This is a genomic window from Halomonas sp. DP5Y7-2 (genome assembly GCF_019802025.1).
Classification (GTDB): Bacteria; Pseudomonadota; Gammaproteobacteria; order Pseudomonadales; family Halomonadaceae; genus Halomonas; species Halomonas litopenaei_A.
Map to the genome: position 1 here is coordinate 542,234 of NZ_JAHVHY010000001.1, position 14,809 is coordinate 557,042.

General features: G+C 62.8%; 13 protein-coding genes. 2 read left to right on the top strand and 11 right to left on the bottom strand.

Annotation, left to right across the window (positions count from 1 at the left end; genetic code table 11):
- The first annotated feature begins 242 nt into the window (after nucleotides 1-242).
- Nucleotides 243-395, top strand: a complete 153-nt coding sequence (locus tag KUW18_RS02265; RefSeq protein ID WP_206939867.1) for a hypothetical protein — start codon at nucleotides 243-245, stop codon at nucleotides 393-395.
- 155 nt (nucleotides 396-550) lie between these two features.
- Here KUW18_RS02265 and KUW18_RS02270 read toward each other — a convergent pair whose 3' ends face one another.
- The 10 genes from KUW18_RS02270 to KUW18_RS02315 all read right to left on the bottom strand — a co-directional run bounded on the left by KUW18_RS02270 (nucleotide 551) and on the right by KUW18_RS02315 (nucleotide 12,691).
- Complete coding sequence (locus KUW18_RS02270; protein WP_206939869.1) at nucleotides 551-1,075, bottom strand: gamma carbonic anhydrase family protein; 525 nt, start codon at nucleotides 1,073-1,075, stop codon at nucleotides 551-553.
- Between the two features lie 88 nt (nucleotides 1,076-1,163).
- Nucleotides 1,164-2,192 carry a low-specificity L-threonine aldolase gene (ltaE, locus tag KUW18_RS02275; RefSeq protein ID WP_206939871.1) on the bottom strand — a complete coding sequence of 343 codons (1,029 nt, stop codon included), beginning with the start codon at nucleotides 2,190-2,192 and terminating at the stop codon, nucleotides 1,164-1,166.
- 87 nt (nucleotides 2,193-2,279) lie between these two features.
- Nucleotides 2,280-5,285 carry an FAD-binding and (Fe-S)-binding domain-containing protein gene (locus KUW18_RS02280; RefSeq protein WP_222560708.1) on the bottom strand — a complete coding sequence of 1,002 codons (3,006 nt, stop codon included), beginning with the start codon at nucleotides 5,283-5,285 and terminating at the stop codon, nucleotides 2,280-2,282.
- Between the two features lie 65 nt (nucleotides 5,286-5,350).
- Nucleotides 5,351-6,574, bottom strand: a complete 1,224-nt coding sequence (locus KUW18_RS02285; protein ID WP_222560709.1) for a pyridoxal-phosphate-dependent aminotransferase family protein — start codon at nucleotides 6,572-6,574, stop codon at nucleotides 5,351-5,353.
- A gap of 178 nt (nucleotides 6,575-6,752) precedes the next feature.
- Nucleotides 6,753-7,940, bottom strand: a complete 1,188-nt coding sequence (locus tag KUW18_RS02290; RefSeq protein WP_206939877.1) for a CaiB/BaiF CoA transferase family protein — start codon at nucleotides 7,938-7,940, stop codon at nucleotides 6,753-6,755.
- Nucleotides 7,941-7,964: 24 nt separating this feature from the next.
- Nucleotides 7,965-8,759, bottom strand: coding sequence for an enoyl-CoA hydratase/isomerase family protein (locus tag KUW18_RS02295; RefSeq protein WP_222560710.1), 795 nt, complete (start codon nucleotides 8,757-8,759; stop codon nucleotides 7,965-7,967).
- Between the two features lie 28 nt (nucleotides 8,760-8,787).
- A complete protein-coding gene (locus KUW18_RS02300; RefSeq protein WP_206939881.1) occupies nucleotides 8,788-10,074 on the bottom strand; it encodes a TRAP transporter large permease in 1,287 nt (428 codons plus the stop codon).
- The gene (locus tag KUW18_RS02305) at nucleotides 10,071-10,652 is read right to left on the bottom strand and encodes a TRAP transporter small permease (RefSeq protein WP_206939883.1); all 582 of its coding nucleotides are present in this window, start codon (nucleotides 10,650-10,652) and stop codon (nucleotides 10,071-10,073) included. Before KUW18_RS02305 ends, KUW18_RS02300 begins: the two co-directional genes overlap by 4 nt.
- Before the next feature lie 63 nt (nucleotides 10,653-10,715).
- On the bottom strand, nucleotides 10,716-11,690 hold the full coding sequence (locus KUW18_RS02310) for a TRAP transporter substrate-binding protein (protein ID WP_206939885.1): 975 nt from the start codon (nucleotides 11,688-11,690) through the stop codon (nucleotides 10,716-10,718).
- 524 nt (nucleotides 11,691-12,214) lie between these two features.
- On the bottom strand, nucleotides 12,215-12,691 hold the full coding sequence (locus KUW18_RS02315; protein WP_222485195.1) for a GlcG/HbpS family heme-binding protein: 477 nt from the start codon (nucleotides 12,689-12,691) through the stop codon (nucleotides 12,215-12,217).
- A gap of 193 nt (nucleotides 12,692-12,884) precedes the next feature.
- Here KUW18_RS02315 and KUW18_RS02320 point away from each other — a divergent pair, with 193 nt between their 5' ends.
- The gene (locus KUW18_RS02320) at nucleotides 12,885-13,544 is read left to right on the top strand and encodes a GntR family transcriptional regulator (protein WP_206939889.1); all 660 of its coding nucleotides are present in this window, start codon (nucleotides 12,885-12,887) and stop codon (nucleotides 13,542-13,544) included.
- Between the two features lie 339 nt (nucleotides 13,545-13,883).
- Here KUW18_RS02320 and glcC read toward each other — a convergent pair whose 3' ends face one another.
- Nucleotides 13,884-14,657, bottom strand: coding sequence for a transcriptional regulator GlcC (glcC, locus tag KUW18_RS02325; RefSeq protein WP_206939891.1), 774 nt, complete (start codon nucleotides 14,655-14,657; stop codon nucleotides 13,884-13,886).
- Nucleotides 14,658-14,809: the final 152 nt, after the last annotated feature.

The following is a 14,809-nucleotide window of genomic DNA, read 5'->3' on the forward strand; positions in this document are numbered from 1 at the left end:
TGATATGGCGATCAGGCTCAGGGCCACCTAGAGTGACATCAAGGCAGGTAGTTAGCGCCGTGCCAGTTCTATAGCACCGCACAGATAATAGAGGAAGGCTTTCACTAAGGTCGCCGGGAATGACGACCAATAAAGAAAGGCGAGACCGCGCCGCAGCCTCGCATCAAGGGACGACTCAGGACACTCTCGCCGATGGGGCGAAACCGTCCAGCGAGTCCACCACGCTGACAAGGAGACTTATCATGTCCTACTTTCTGTTCGCCCTGATCACCGTGATTGCTGCCATCATTATCACCCAGGCAGCACGCCCTACCGATGCCGCGCTGGTCCGCACCAAGATCCCCGTACCACCAAGGGCCCGGCGCTCCCATCGGCCCGCCAGGCGACGCTCCTGAGCGAAACAGCGGGAAGCTGGCCAGCACGCTTTCGCCCGTGCTGAAAGCAGCAGGCACTTGCCCTGGAGGTACACGGCCAGACAGTTTGTCTCCAAGGGGCGCCTCCTCGGCCAACCTGGCCTGAGGAGGCGCCGTCCAGGCGCTGGCTGCAAGCGCTAGCCAATCCTGGCTAGCCGCGTGCGATGCAGCCTGGCTTTCTCGACATAGCCCTGGGCATTGTCCTTCAGTGCAGCAATCGCCTTGTCATTGAGCTCACGGATGACTCTCGCCGGTGCACCTACAACCAGACTGTTGTCGGGAATTTCGGCGCCTTCCTTGACCAGGGCACCCGCACCGATCAGGCAATTCTTGCCGATCACCGCGCCATTGAGCACCACCGCCTGGATGCCGATCAGCGTCCCCTCTCCCACGGTGCAGCCATGCAACATGGCCTGATGCCCCACCGTCACGCCTGGTCCCACGACCAGCGGATAGCCGGGATCCGCATGCAGCACGGCACCATCCTGAATATTGCTGCCCTGTTGAATCTCGAGTGATTCGGTATCGCCCCTCAATACGGCCTGATACCACACGCTGGCGTCTTCGTGCAGCTTGACCTGGCCGATGACCTCGGCACTTTCGGCGACGAACACGCTGCGATGGATATGAGGGGAATGGTTACCCAGACGATAGATGGCCATGGCCCGCTCCTGACGTCGTTGTCCTTGTGGATGGGTGGCGATGAGCGTCCACCCTGACTATATAGTGGACGCTGTTTCCAAACTCTGCCTACTCCGTTGTCGACTCCTGGGCGAGCGAGGCAAAGTAGCCGGAGATTTCTGTCGCCACACGGCGCACGTCCGACTCAGAGATCCCGAGGTGCGTGACCAGACGCGTGCGGGGCCTGACGGCGACAAGAATGCCTCGCTCGGCCAGATATCCTTCCAGCGCCGCGCAATGGGGGGCCGGCACATCCATGAACACCATGTTGGTCGCTTGTCCGAAAACGCCGATACCGGGGACCGCCGCCAACCACTCCGCCAGTTGGCGCGCGTGGCGATGGTCGTCAGCCAGCCGCTCCACATGGTGATGCAGGGCATGGCGACAGGCGGCGGCGAGCAGGCCCGACTGACGCATGCCGCCGCCAAGCGTCTTGCGCCAACGCCGAGCCGAGTCAATGAAGCGCTCGCCTCCCAGCAGCAGTGACCCTACCGGAGCGCCAAGGCCCTTCGAAAAGCACAGGGATACCGAGTCAAAACCTGAACACAGCTCCGCCAACGACTTCCCGGTGGCAACGCTGGCATTGAACAGCCGAGCACCATCGAGGTGACAAGCAAGACCTCTGTCCGCCGCAAGCCCGGTGACGGCCGCCACATAGTCCTGGGGCAAGACTCGGCCTTGAAAGGTATTTTCCAGGGCAATCAAGCGCGTGCGCGCGTGATGGATATCATCGCCCTTGATGGCCGCCGCAATGTCATCCAGAGCGATACGACCATCAGGCTGCTGGGCCAGCGGCTGCGGCTGAATGCCTCCCAGGACGGCGGCACCGCCCCCCTCATCGCGGTAAATGTGCGAAGCCTGCCCGGCAATGACTTCGTCTCCTCGCCCGCAGTGCACCAACATCGCGGTGAGGTTGCTCTGGGTGCCAGAGGGGAAGAACGCCGCAGCCGCAAAGCCGGCGCGATCGGCCACCTCCGACTCGAAGGCAGTGACGCTGGGGTCATCCCCCCACACATCATCACCCACCGGCGCAATCGCCATGGCATCGCGCATGGCATCGGTGGGCTGCGTCACGGTATCACTACGTAGATCGATCATGGCGTTATCCCCGCATTGGCTGCTCGTGTACTCGAGTATGCCAGCCCGGCTGCGCTGTGAGCACTGTCATCACCGCCACGCGCTGCTTCATCTCAGTGCCTCGGCCAGGACGACGGCCACGTGGCGAGCCTCCCGTGCGGCGCCATCGCGAATCTGGTGGCGACAGCTGGTACCGTCAGCCACGATCAACGCCTCCTCGTCCTCTCGCACGGCGGGCAGCAGCGATAGCTCTGCCATCTGCATGGAGGCGTCGAAATGCTCTCGTTCGTAGCCAAAGCTACCGGCCATGCCGCAGCACGACGACTGGATGGTGTTGACCTCAAGGCCGGGAATCCATGACAGCACCGTCTGCACCGGCGTCAGCGCGCCAAAGGCCTTCTGATGACAGTGCCCATGCAGTAGCGCACGCGGCGTGGCCAACGGCCCCAGTGCCAGATTCAGGCGCCCGGCATCCTGCTCACGCACCAGAAACTCCTCGAATAGATAGCTGGAGGCTGCCAGACGCTTGGCCGCCTCACCAAAGCCAAATCCCAGGAACTCGTCCCGTAGCGTGAGCAGACACGATGGTTCGAGCCCGACGATGGCGACGCCTCGTTCGACGTAAGGCGCCAGCGCCTCCAGGGTTCGCCTGGCTTCTTGCTTGGCGCGCTCCACCTGGCCACTGGCGAGATAGGTCCGACCACAGCACAGCGGTCGGCGATCAGGCCCCCTGGCCAGCGTCACCTGATAGCCCGCCGCTTGCAGCACCCGATGAGCCGCCACCGCATTGTCGGCTTCCATATAGTTGTTGAAGGTATCCACAAACAGCACCACTTCTCCGCTCGTGGCACCCTCACCCGCCGCCATGTCCGCCGTGTGTCCGCCCAGGTAGTCCGACGTCACTCTGGGCAGGGCACGCTCCTGCGCCAGGCCAAGAGCACGCTTGAGCGGGTTGGCAACCCACGGCACCTGCTCGATGGCGGCCACCAGTGGAGCCAGGCGCTTCAGCATGGGGGCTCGTCTGGGCAGGTCACCGATCAACCGCTCGCGCAGGCCGATCCCGTGCTGCGCCACCCTGGCGGCACGTGCCTCTATCTTGATCCTGGCCATGTCGACACCGGTAGGACAGTCGCGCTTGCAGCCCTTGCACGAGACGCACAGGTCGAGCGCTTCCTTGACCTCATCGCTGGCCAGGCCGTCGCGACCGAGCTGGCCGGACAGCACCAGGCGCAGGGTATTGGCACGCCCGCGGGTCAGGTGTTTTTCATCTCGAGTGATGCGATAGCTGGGACACATGGTGCCAGCGTCAAACTTGCGGCAATGGCCGTTGTTGTTGCACATCTCTACCGCACTGGCGAGCCCTCCCGTGCGGTCGCTTCCAGTGCCGGGTGCCGTCTGCTCGCCGTTCATGGGGTCCCGTTCAACGTTCCACGGAGACCAGTCGAGTACCGGCGTCACCTCGATGCGCTGGTAGTCCGGGGGAAACCGGAACAGACGAGAGTCGTCCATCTTCGGGGTATCGACGATCTTGCCAGGGTTAAGCAGGTTCGACGGATCGAACAGTCCCTTGACCTCACGAAAGGCGTCATTGAGTGTCTCGCCAAACTGCCAGGCCACCCATTCGCCGCGACAGATGCCGTCGCCGTGTTCCCCGGAGTAGGCCCCCTTGTAGGCCTTGACCAGGGCCGATGCCTCCTCGGCGATGGCCCGCATCTTCTCGGCCCCGTCACGACGCATGTCGAGAATGGGACGGACATGCAGCGCACCGACACTGGCATGGGCATACCAGGTGCCCTCGGTGCCATGGCGATGGAATACCTCGGTGAGCTTGTCGGTGTACTCCGCCAGATGCTCCAGTGGCACCGCACAATCTTCGATAAAGGACACCGGCTTGCCGTCGCCCTTCATGCTCATCATGATGTTCAGCCCGGCCTTGCGCACGTCCCACAGTGCTTTCTGGGCGCTGGGCTCCGGCATGTCGACCACACAGTCCGGCAGTCCCAGGTCGGCCATCAGCTCATTCAGCCGAGCCAGGTTCTTCAGCAGCTGCTCCCGGTCCTCACCGGCGAACTCCACCAGCAACACGGCTTCTGGCTTGCCGATCAGGGCTTTTTCGATGACCGGGCGAAATGCCGGGTTTTCCAGCGACAGCGAGATCATGGTGTGGTCCACCAGCTCCACCGCCGTCGGTGACAGGGTCACGATGTGCTGGGTCAGGTCCATGGCCTGATAGAAGGTGGGGAAGTTCACCACGCTCAGCACCTTGTGCTGCGGCAGTGGTGACAGCTTCAGGGTCAGCCGTCGCGTCACCCCCAGAGTGCCCTCGGAGCCCACCAGCAGGTGCGCCAGATTGGCGTGTCCATCAGCCTCGTACGGCAGCGGGTTCTGGCAGTCGAACAGGTCCAGGTTGTAGCCCGCCACCCGCCTGAGCACCTTGGGGAAATGCTCGCGAATACGCTCACGCTCACGCCGCGCAATCATCTCGACGCGCTCTGCCAGCATCGCCGCCCGAGAGCCGGCGACAAGCTCGTCAACTCGCCCGAAGTGCGCTTCTTCGCCATCGGCCAGCAGCACATCCATCGCCTGGACGTTGTGCACCATGTTGCCGTAATGAATCGAGCGCGAGCCGCAGGAGTTGTTGCCCGCCATGCCGCCCAGCGTGCACTGGGCGCTGGTGGAAACATCCACCGGAAACCACAGGCCATGGGGCTTGAGCCAGGCGTTGAGATGATCAAGCACAATTCCCGGCTCCACCACGACGGTGCGTGCCTCCTTGTCGAAGGACACCACACCGTTGAGGTGACGGCTGACGTCGACCACCAGGGCCTCGCCCACGGTCTGGCCACACTGACTGGTCCCCCCGCCACGGGCCAGCACCGGAATCCCCTCATCCCGCGCAATGTCGAGGGTCAGCGCGAGATCATCCTGATGACGCGGGATGACCACGCCTACCGGGGTGATCTGATAGATCGAGGCGTCGGTGGAATAACGACCGCGACTGGCGGCGTCGAACAGCACCTCCCCCTTCAATTCACGCGCAAGGCGCTCGGCAAAGCTCGGCAGAGGCTGGATGCGAGCGTTTCGGGGCGTGACAGTAGACGTCAACGAATTCATTACCCTCTCCTCAGCAACCTGGCTGGACCGCCGGCGTCAACGCACGCCGGCGGGCGGATGGTGGTTCAATCGCGAGCCAGGCGGGCCACGTGTGGCGCCGGGTTCTCGGAGAAGTACGCCATGGCGGCCTCGACGCCGCTGCCGGCGAGGCTCACCCCGGAGAGCTTCAGCCCCATCTCGCAGCCGGCCAGGGTCGCCATCAGCGTCAGGTCATTGCAGTCACCCAGATGGCCGATACGGAACATGCGTCCCTTGGCCTTGCCAAGCCCGGTGCCGAGCGACAGATCGAAGCGCTCGTAGATCAGCTTGCGCACGGCATCGGCGTCGACGCCCTCCGGCATCACCACGCCGGTCAGCACCGGCGAGTAGACCTTGGGGTCCTGGCACTGAATCTCGAGTCCCCAGGCGTTCACCGCCGCACGCACCCCCGCCGCCCAGCGCTGATGACGGGCCAGAACGTTATCCAGCCCCTCGTCCAGCAGCATGTCGATGGCCTCGTTGAGGCCGTAGAGCAGATTGGTATTGGGGGTATAGGGCCAGTAGCCGCCCTGGTTGGCTTCAAGGATCTCGTCCCAGGCCCAGAAGCTCTTGGGCAGCCGCGATTCGCGACTGGCGGCCAGGGCCTTGTCGGAGATGGCGTTGAAGCTGATGCCCGGCGGCAGCATCAGTCCCTTCTGGGAGCCGGAGATCGTGACGTCGACCCCCCACTCATCGTGGCGATAGTCGGCGCTGGCAAGCCCCGAGATGGTATCGACCAGCAATAGCGCCGGGTGGCCGGCGGCATCGATCGCCCGGCGCACCGCGGCGATATCACTGGTCACACCGGTAGAGGTCTCGTTGTGTACCACACAGACCGCCTTGAGCCGGTGCTCGGTGTCATCTTTGAGGCGTGCCTCGATCATGGTGGCATCGACACCATGGCGCCAGCCTTCAGCGCCAGGCATACCGATAAACTCAGGCTCCAGCCCCAGGCGACGCGCCAGGCGCTGCCACAGCGAGGCAAAGTGCCCGGTCTCGAACATCAGCACCGGGTCTCCTGGAGACAGCGTGTTGGCCAGAGCCGCCTCCCAGGCCCCGGTGCCTGACGCCGGGTAGATCACTACCGGGCCATCGGTCTTGAAGATCTTGCCGACCTTGCCCAGCAATTCGCGCCCCAGCGCACCAAATTCGGGACCACGATGGTCGATGGTCGGCAGACTCATGGCACGCAGGATGCGATCCGGTACCGGCGAAGGACCGGGAATCTGGAGGAAGTGACGTCCGCTGGGATGATAGTCGAGATTCAGCATGTAAGGCCTCCTGGCCAGGCGTCGCACTAGGCGACACCTGGATAGCTGTGAGGGCACCAAGAGCAAGCGCGCCCCTCTTGGAATAACTTGTAATAATGAATGCAATTTTTATGGCGACACCGCCCCACCGATTCGGCGACATGCCAGACACTAGCGGCCGATCGCGGAGGTGTCGGTGTCAGCGCACGGCGCCTTGCTGGCGCAGCGCGTCGATCTCGTCTGCTGCCAGCCCGATCTCCCCCAGCACCTCATCGGTGTGCTGGGCAAACAGCGGCGCCGGCTGGCGAATCGCCAACGGGGTCGCCGAGAACTTGCTGGGAAAGCCCAGGGTCTTCATGCGCCCCATGGTGGGATGATCGACTTCCAGCACCATCTCGCGGGCGAGGTAGTGTTCGTCATGCATGGCCTGGTCGAAGTCGTTGATCGGCCCGGCCGGCACCCCGGCGGCGTCACAGCGTTCGAGCCAGTAGGCGCGATCCTGTTGCCCGAGAATGTCCTCGAGGATGGCTTCCAGTGTCTCGACGTTGGCGCCGCGATCGAGGTTGGTCGCGAAGCGCTCGTCGACCATCAGCTCGGGGCGCTCGATGACGTCTTCGCAGAAACGCTCCCAGGTCCGCTGGTTGGCGCAGCCGAGCATCATGTAACCATCGCGAACGCGCATGGCTTGATAAGGCGCCGACACCCGGTGTCGCCAGCCGGTTGCCTGCGGCACTCGGCCCTCGGAGAAGTAGGCGCCCGCCTCCCAGGTGAACCAGGGCAGGCCACACTCGGCAATGGCGATATCCAGGTGCTGGCCTTCACCACTGCGCTGACGGTGGATATAGGCCGCCAGGATCGAGTAGATGGCGGTCAACCCGGCGCCGATATCGTAGACGGCGACCCCGGTCTTGAGCGGACGTCGACCTGGTTCCCCGGTCATCGACATCAGCCCGCTCATGCCCTGGGCCACCAGGTCGAAGCCGCCCTTGTGACGTGACGGGCCGGTCTGGCCATAGCCCGAGATCGAGCAATAGATCAGTCCCGGGTTGATCGCCTTGAGGCTGTCGTAGTCGATCTTCAGGGACTGGGTGACGCCGGGTCGGTAGTTCTCGACCACCACGTCGGCTTCCTTGGCGAGGCGATAGAACACCTCGCGGCCCTTTTCTTCTTTCAGGTTGAGCGAAATGCTCTTCTTGTTACGGTTGATCTGGGCGAAACAGGTCGATTCGTCCTCGACGTAGGGGCCCATCTGGCGGCTGTCGTCGCCGCCGTTGGCCTTCTCGACCTTGATCACCTCGGCGCCCATGTCACCCAGCACCATGGTGCAGTAGGGGCCGGCCATGATCTGCGAGACGTCGAGTACCTTGATCCCATCGAGTGGCAGCATTGTGAGTCTCCTTGCCTCAGGGCCTTAGTGACCCTGCCAGCGGAAGGGTGTCTTGTTGACGAACTTGTCGACCGCGGCCTTGAAGTCGCGGCTGGTGTAGCAGGTAGCGATCCAGTCGTCGCTGGCGTCGAAGGCCGGGCGGCGCGCCTCGATCACCCGCTGGATCACCTCCTTGGCCGCCCGCACGGTCAAGGGAGCGCGCTCCTTGAACGCCTGCGCGCGCTCGACCACCGTCGCCTCGATGGCCTCGGCGTCGACGACCTCGCCAACCAGTCCCAGAGCCAGGGCCTCCTCGGCGCGTACCAGCTCACCCGCCATCAGGACCTGCTTGGCCCGGGCGATACCTGCGTGCTCGACCAGCCGCGAGACGTTGGTGATCGACAGGCAGTTGCCCAGGGTCCTGGCGATGGGAATGCCGAACTTGAGCGTTGGCGTGGCCAGGCGGAAATCACAGGCCAGGGCGATGGCGGCGCCACCGCCGACACAGAAGCCTTCCAGCAGCGCCAGCGTCGGCAGCGGCAGGTGCTCCACCCGCCCGACCACTCGGTCGATGCGACGCTCGTAGGCGATGGCATCCTCACCCTTGTCGAAGGTGGCGAACTGCTTGATATCGGTGCCGGCGACAAAGGCTTCGCCGCCGGCGCCGCGCATCACCACCGCGACCAGCTCTGGATCGTTCTCGATGGTCTCGCAGTGAGCCTCGAGCTGGTCGTACATCTGCCAGGTCATGGCGTTGCGACTGGCGGTGCGATCGAAGGTCAGCCAGGCGACGCCGTCTTCACTGTGGTAGTGCACCTGGCCTTGATCGTTGTCGCTCATGTCATTGTTCTCCTTTAGGTGGTCGCGATCACACGCCGTAGATCAGGTTGACCAGCGCCAGGGCCACGGCGGGCACGTAGGTGTTGATCAGCAGGATCACGAACAGCACCGCCAGGAACCACAGGTTGGTGCGGGTAGTCGCCCAGATGTCGGCCTTGGCGATGGAGCAGGAAGCGATCAGCACGCTGGCTACCGGAGGCGTCTGCTGGCCGATGGCCAGGTTCAGCGTCACGATCAGGCCGAAGTGCAGCGGATCGATGCCCACCGCGGTGACCAGCGGCAGCACGATGGGCACCACCAGGATGATCGCCGCCGCCGAGTGCAGGAAGATCCCCAGCACCAGGAAGATGACGTTCAGAAGCGCCAGTACCACGTACTTGTTGTCGGTCATCTCGGCGATGGAATTGGCCAGCTGCTGAGGAATCTGGGTCTCGGTGAGATACAGACCGACCACCGCCGAGGATGCCACCAGCAGCATCACCACCGCCGTCTGGACACCGGCGTCGAGGCAGGCTTTGTAGAAGATCTTGAGGCTGAACTCGCGATAGATCACCGCACTGATGAAGATCGCCACCACCACCGCCAGCGCGGCACCTTCTGTCGCGGTGACGATGCCGCCGAAGATGCCGCCGAGGATGATCACCGGAATCAGCAGCGCCCAGATGGCGCCCTTGAAGGCCTTCCACAGCCGCGATGCCTGGAAGTTCTGCTCCGCCGGCAGGTTGTGACGACGCGCCAGGTAGTAGCACATGGCCGCCAGACCCAGGGCGCCTAGCAGGCCCGGGAAGATACCGGCGACAAACATCTTGACCACCGACTCGCCGGACATGACCGCGTAGAGAATCATCGGGATCGAGGGCGGCAGGATGATCGCCAGACTCGCCGCCGAGGACGAGATGGCCGCGGCGAACTCCTTGGAGTAGCCCTTCTTGCGCATGGCCGGAATCAGGATCGAGCCGATCGCCGAGACACCGGCGACGGCAGAGCCCGAGATCTCGGCAAAGAAGATCGAGGCGCCGATGGTCACCATGGCAAGACCGCCCTTGATGAAGCCGACCATGGCAGACGCCAGATCGATCAACCGGCGCGAGATGCTGGAGGCATTCATGATGGCGCCGGCCAGGATGAACAGCGGAATCGCAATCAGCGGGAACTTGGTGGCACCGTCGAACATCACCATGCCGACGTTGGGCAAGGCCAGGGTGCCATAGCTGGCCACGGTGGCCAGGGCGCCGACAAGACCGAGGGCGATGGCCACCGGCACGTTGATCAGTATCAGCCCGATCAGGCCGAAGAACATGGACGCGATGATCATGGGGTTCTCCTCGGCATCTGACCTTCAGGCATGGCGGGTGGGTCATCGCTGCGCACGTCATCGGCCAGCACACCGGCCTCTTCGAGCTCGTGATCGACGAAGCCAGCTCCCTTGGCCGCCCGGATAACGTCGGGGAGCCTGAGCAGCTGGGCGAGAATGAACATGGCGGCACCGATCGGGATCACCGACTGGGTAAACTGCACCGAGATGCTGGGCAGGCTCACCAGCGTAGACCCCTCGAGGATCTGTACCACCTGAAAGCCGGTGACGCCGAGCAGCACGAAGAAGCCAATGGTGATCGCCTCGGCGAGCAGCGCGATAGGCAGGCGAATGGATGGCGAGACCATGTTGATCACACTGGGACAGGCGATGTGGGCGCCCTTGAGGGCGGCCAGGGCGGCGCCGTAGTAGGTCAGCCAGGCCAGTCCGATGGAGGCGACCTCGTCGTACCAGCTGAAAGGAGAGCCCAACAGACGTGACGCGAACCCGATGGTCACCACCAGGGTCAGCGCCAGCACATTGAGAAAGACGATGACCTCCAGAAGCTTCTGGTAGGCCGCGGAAATGGTGGTAAGCACAGAGCATCCCTCCGAAGGTGGATGCGGCCTCACCTAGGGTGGCAAGGCCGCAGTGGACAGGCGTTATTCGCGCAGTGCTTCCACCCGCGACAACAGTTCCTCACCCCCTTCCACCTCGGCGGCGAACTTCTCGTAGATACCACGAGAGCCCTCGACGAAGGCGTCGGTGTCGACCTCGTTCACCTCCATCCCTTCTTCTTCCATGGTGCTGACCAGGCTTTCGTCCAGCGCGGCGCCCTGCTCCAGTGCGAAGGCCTCGACCTCTTCGGCGGTCTCGATCAGCACTTCACGGACATGCTCGGGCAGGCGGGTCCAGCTGGCACCGGCCAGCACATAGGCCGGGGAATAGACGTGATTGGACAGCGACAGGTAGTCCTGAACCTCTTGGAAGCGCTGGGAATAGATCTGTACCAGCGGGTTTTCCTGACCATCCATGGCGCCGGTCTGCAGCGCAACGAAGGCCTCGGACAGCGCCATGGGCGCCGGCGATGCGCCGTAGCTCTTGAACATCTCGACCCGCCACACACCGTTAGGGGTACGCAGCTTGATGCCATCGAGATCCTCGGGGACCACGATCGGGCGGACGTTGTTGGTGATCTGACGGAAGCCGTTCTCCCAGATGCCGATGATGCGGTAGCGCTTGTCTTCGGCCACGGGGTAGAGCACATCACGCAGCACCTCGTCGCGGACGCGGGCGAGGTGCTCCCGATCCTCGATCAGGTAGGGCATCTCGAACAGCGAGAATTCCGGCGCCACGCTGCTCATGATCGAGGACGGCAGCGACAGATCGATGGTGCCGAGCTTCAACTTGTTGAGCATCTGCTCGTCGGAACCCAGCTGGCTGGAGCCGTAGGTGACCACCTCGGCCTCGCCTTCCAGCCGCTCGTTGGCCAGGCGGGCAAATTCGTTGGCGGTCTTCTCGAACAGCGAACCTGGCCCACCCACATGGCCAAACTTGATCTGCACTTCGTCGGCCTGAGCGGTGCCGACGCCTAGCGCCAGCACGGAAGCGGCCAGTACGGTCTTCAGCAGTTTCATAACCCTCACTCCGAATTGTTGTTGTCCTGCATGGTCTGGCGGAGGGCGCGGGATAACGCCCTGGAGGATGGCGCATCGGGAGCTGGCGTGCTCCTGTCACGCCTGCTTCAACCGGCGTAGTCGGGGCAAACTCTCGATGGACCACTGGAAGAATGGATACATAATTCAAAATTAGGTATTATACTTTTGTCTTTGCCTAACTCGGCTTTATCAAGAAAAATAGAATTAATATCAATTACTTATAAATTAAAAGCGCTCGACCAAGGATGCCATGGCGCCGGCCGCCAAGCGGAAGATGCCGAAGAGACAAGCCGAAGAGGCCGGCAAGACAAGCGGAGAAAAAACAAGCGGATAAGACGGGAAGCAAAAAGCAGAGTGGGGAACAGGAAAAAAGACAGATACAGAGAGAAAAGGAAGATGAACCCAAGAATCGACGGGAACACGGGAAAGGGGCGCGCTTCTTCCACAGAAGGCGGCTCTTTCACCGTGATTCCACTGTGACAGGTTGTCCGGGACGAGCCCGCTCAGGATGCCGAGTCGTCTCCTGGTTGCAGGCCTGCCAGCCAGCCTTGCGCGCGAATCCCCGCTATCGCCGCCGCCTGATCCTCAGCGGACGATGCACCGCTGACGCCCACGGCACCGACAATGCGCTGATCTTCATCGAGTATCAGTACGCCGCCAGCCACGGGCACGAAGCGCCCCTGTGCCGCATCCGCCACGGACGCGAGAAAGGCAGGCCGTTGAGCGTTACGCTCTCCGGTGACACCGCTGGCTACGCCGACCCCGAGGGCGGCATAGGCCTTGCCATTGGCCACCGCCCAGCGTAGCGGACTACAGCCGTCTTCACGCTCACCGACCACCAGCTGGCCGCCGCCATCCAGCACCACCGCCGTCAGCGGAGGCATTTGCTGTTGTCGGGCATGTTCGAATGCTGCATCAAGAATGCCTCGCGCCAACTGCCGTGGAATCTGAACCTGTGCAAGAAATACGTTCCCAGCCATCATCCCTCCATCACATCATGTGTTGTATGGAACCTCTGCCAGCACCTGTCGCACTCGCTTTCTTTGAATAATGAATTCATAATACCGAAAACGGTGGCCGTCAACTGCGGTATCCTGCATGACATCCAGCACACGCCACCGGCTATCGCCTGCTGACACCCTTCACCGACCTTTTGATCCAGGGACTCGAGACATGGAAAAGATTCAGCCGCGCAGCCTCTACCTGGAAGTCGCCGACCGGGTACGCGACCTGATCGAGCAAGGCAGTCTGCTTCCCGGCGAGAAGATTGCCGAAAAGGAGCTGTGCGAGAGTTTTGGCGTATCACGCACCCCGCTGCGCGAAGCGCTCAAGGTGTTGACGTCGGAGGGGTTGGTCGAGAACCTGCCCAATCGCGGTTCACGAGTCGTCAGGCTGACTCGCCAGGGGGTCAAGAACACCTACGACGTCATGGGTGCCCTTGAAGGACTGTCCGGCGAACTGGCCTGCCAACATCTCAGTGATGAGGATGTCGAGCAGATTCGCGCGCTGCATCAACGCATGTTGAATCACTACCGCAACGGGGAGCTAGCCCCCTACTTCGAGGTCAACCAGCAGATTCATGAGCGCATCCTGGCCGCATCGAACAATGATGTGCTTATCGAGATGTACAACAACTTGAGCCAGCGGGTAAAACGCATTCGTTATAGCGTCGAAATGGGACAAGCCAACTGGGCCAAGGCAGTCGCCGACCACGAGGCCATGCTGGAAGCCATCGATGCACGGGATGGCAAGCGCCTGGGCGACATCCTCAGGGCCCACCTGGGCCACAAGCTGGAAGTGGCAACCGTCAGCGGCATCATCGACGAAGAATAGGGGTTCCGGGACGGCGTGGAAAGGTGTCTGCCGTCGTCTCGGCACTTAGGAAACGCTGAATAAATGTTTCGAGCGATGACAGGTCGGTAGCTGCCGGAGCGCAAAGACCGGAGTTTAGGAAGCGCTGAATAAATCAGCCGAGCGGCATGAGGCGCCAGGCGCCCGCAGCGCAGAACCCGGAGCCTATGGGGTATAGGTGAGGAGTTCGAGCAGCGCGTAACGCAGCGAATCGGCGGCGTAGGCATTTATGCAGTGTTTCCTTTGCATGCGGTTAAATGAGGATCTTGAGCACCGCCAGCAGCCGAGATGTCGAGCGCAGTAGTTTATGCAGCGTTTCCCTTACCACTCTTCCAGCCGCATGGCCGAGCGCTCCAGGCGCTGATCCTCTGCCTCGATCTCCCGCAGCATGTCACCGATGGTAGACAGATGCTCCAGCGCCACTCGGCGCGCCAGCTGCGGCTTGCCTTCCACCACCGCCCGGTGCAGACGGGCGTGCTGGCGATTGATCATGTCTCGTGCATCCGGCCGATGATAGAGGTGCTTCACCGAGGCAAACACTGAACTCAGCAGCAGGTCGGTCAGGCTTTGCAGCGTGTGCGCCAGCACTGGGTTGTGCGACGCCTGACAGATCGCCAGATGGAAGGCGTGATCGAGGCGCGCCAGACGCTCGACTTCAATGTCCTGTGTCCCGCTCACGTAGTCCGCCATCTCCCGGTAGCGCCGGGTGATCAACACCCTGTCCGAGGCGGTCCCGCGACTTGCGGCCAGACTGGCCGACTCCCCTTCCAGCAAGGCGCGCACTTCAAGCAGGTCATACAGGGTTCTGGGGTGCTCGCGAAACAGGTGCATCAAGGGGCTGGCATGGGGGGCTTCCACCAGCGGGGCGACCTCGGACCCCCTTCCCTGCCGGGTCACGATCACGCCCTTGCTGCGCAGCGTGCCCAGCGCCTCGCGCAACGACGAGCGCCCAACCCCCAGCCGCTCGCACAGGCGGCGTTCAGAGGGCAACAACTGCCCTGGCCGAAAGACACCATCCAGAATCAGCGTCTCAAGTTTTGCGGCGATCGCCGCTGAGGTGTTGCTCGGCGCGAGTCGCTCGTCCCGGTCCCACATATCCGCGTAGCCCCTCACCTCTGTCACATGTGTCGTCCGCCGGTCAGTCATTTGCCGATCTGATCATGGACGGAAGAGAAGCGCCAGCGCTACAACAACTGGTCAGACCAGCAAACCAACTGGTGGACAGCAGGACCGATAGCACGCAGATT

Bases quoted from the DNA above. Each gene is read 5' to 3' on its own strand.
- KUW18_RS02265 (WP_206939867.1), top strand. From the start codon at position 243: ATGTCCTACTTTCTGTTCGCCCTGATCACCGTGATTGCTGCCATCATT.
- KUW18_RS02270 (WP_206939869.1), bottom strand. From the start codon at position 1,075: ATGGCCATCTATCGTCTGGGTAACCATTCCCCTCATATCCATCGCAGC.
- ltaE (WP_206939871.1), bottom strand. From the start codon at position 2,192: ATGATCGATCTACGTAGTGATACCGTGACGCAGCCCACCGATGCCATG.
- KUW18_RS02280 (WP_222560708.1), bottom strand. From the start codon at position 5,285: ATGAATTCGTTGACGTCTACTGTCACGCCCCGAAACGCTCGCATCCAG.
- KUW18_RS02285 (WP_222560709.1), bottom strand. From the start codon at position 6,574: ATGCTGAATCTCGACTATCATCCCAGCGGACGTCACTTCCTCCAGATT.
- KUW18_RS02290 (WP_206939877.1), bottom strand. From the start codon at position 7,940: ATGCTGCCACTCGATGGGATCAAGGTACTCGACGTCTCGCAGATCATG.
- KUW18_RS02295 (WP_222560710.1), bottom strand. From the start codon at position 8,759: ATGAGCGACAACGATCAAGGCCAGGTGCACTACCACAGTGAAGACGGC.
- KUW18_RS02300 (WP_206939881.1), bottom strand. From the start codon at position 10,074: ATGATCATCGCGTCCATGTTCTTCGGCCTGATCGGGCTGATACTGATC.
- KUW18_RS02310 (WP_206939885.1), bottom strand. From the start codon at position 11,690: ATGAAACTGCTGAAGACCGTACTGGCCGCTTCCGTGCTGGCGCTAGGC.
- KUW18_RS02315 (WP_222485195.1), bottom strand. From the start codon at position 12,691: ATGGCTGGGAACGTATTTCTTGCACAGGTTCAGATTCCACGGCAGTTG.
- KUW18_RS02320 (WP_206939889.1), top strand. From the start codon at position 12,885: ATGGAAAAGATTCAGCCGCGCAGCCTCTACCTGGAAGTCGCCGACCGG.
- glcC (WP_206939891.1), bottom strand. From the start codon at position 14,657: ATGTGGGACCGGGACGAGCGACTCGCGCCGAGCAACACCTCAGCGGCG.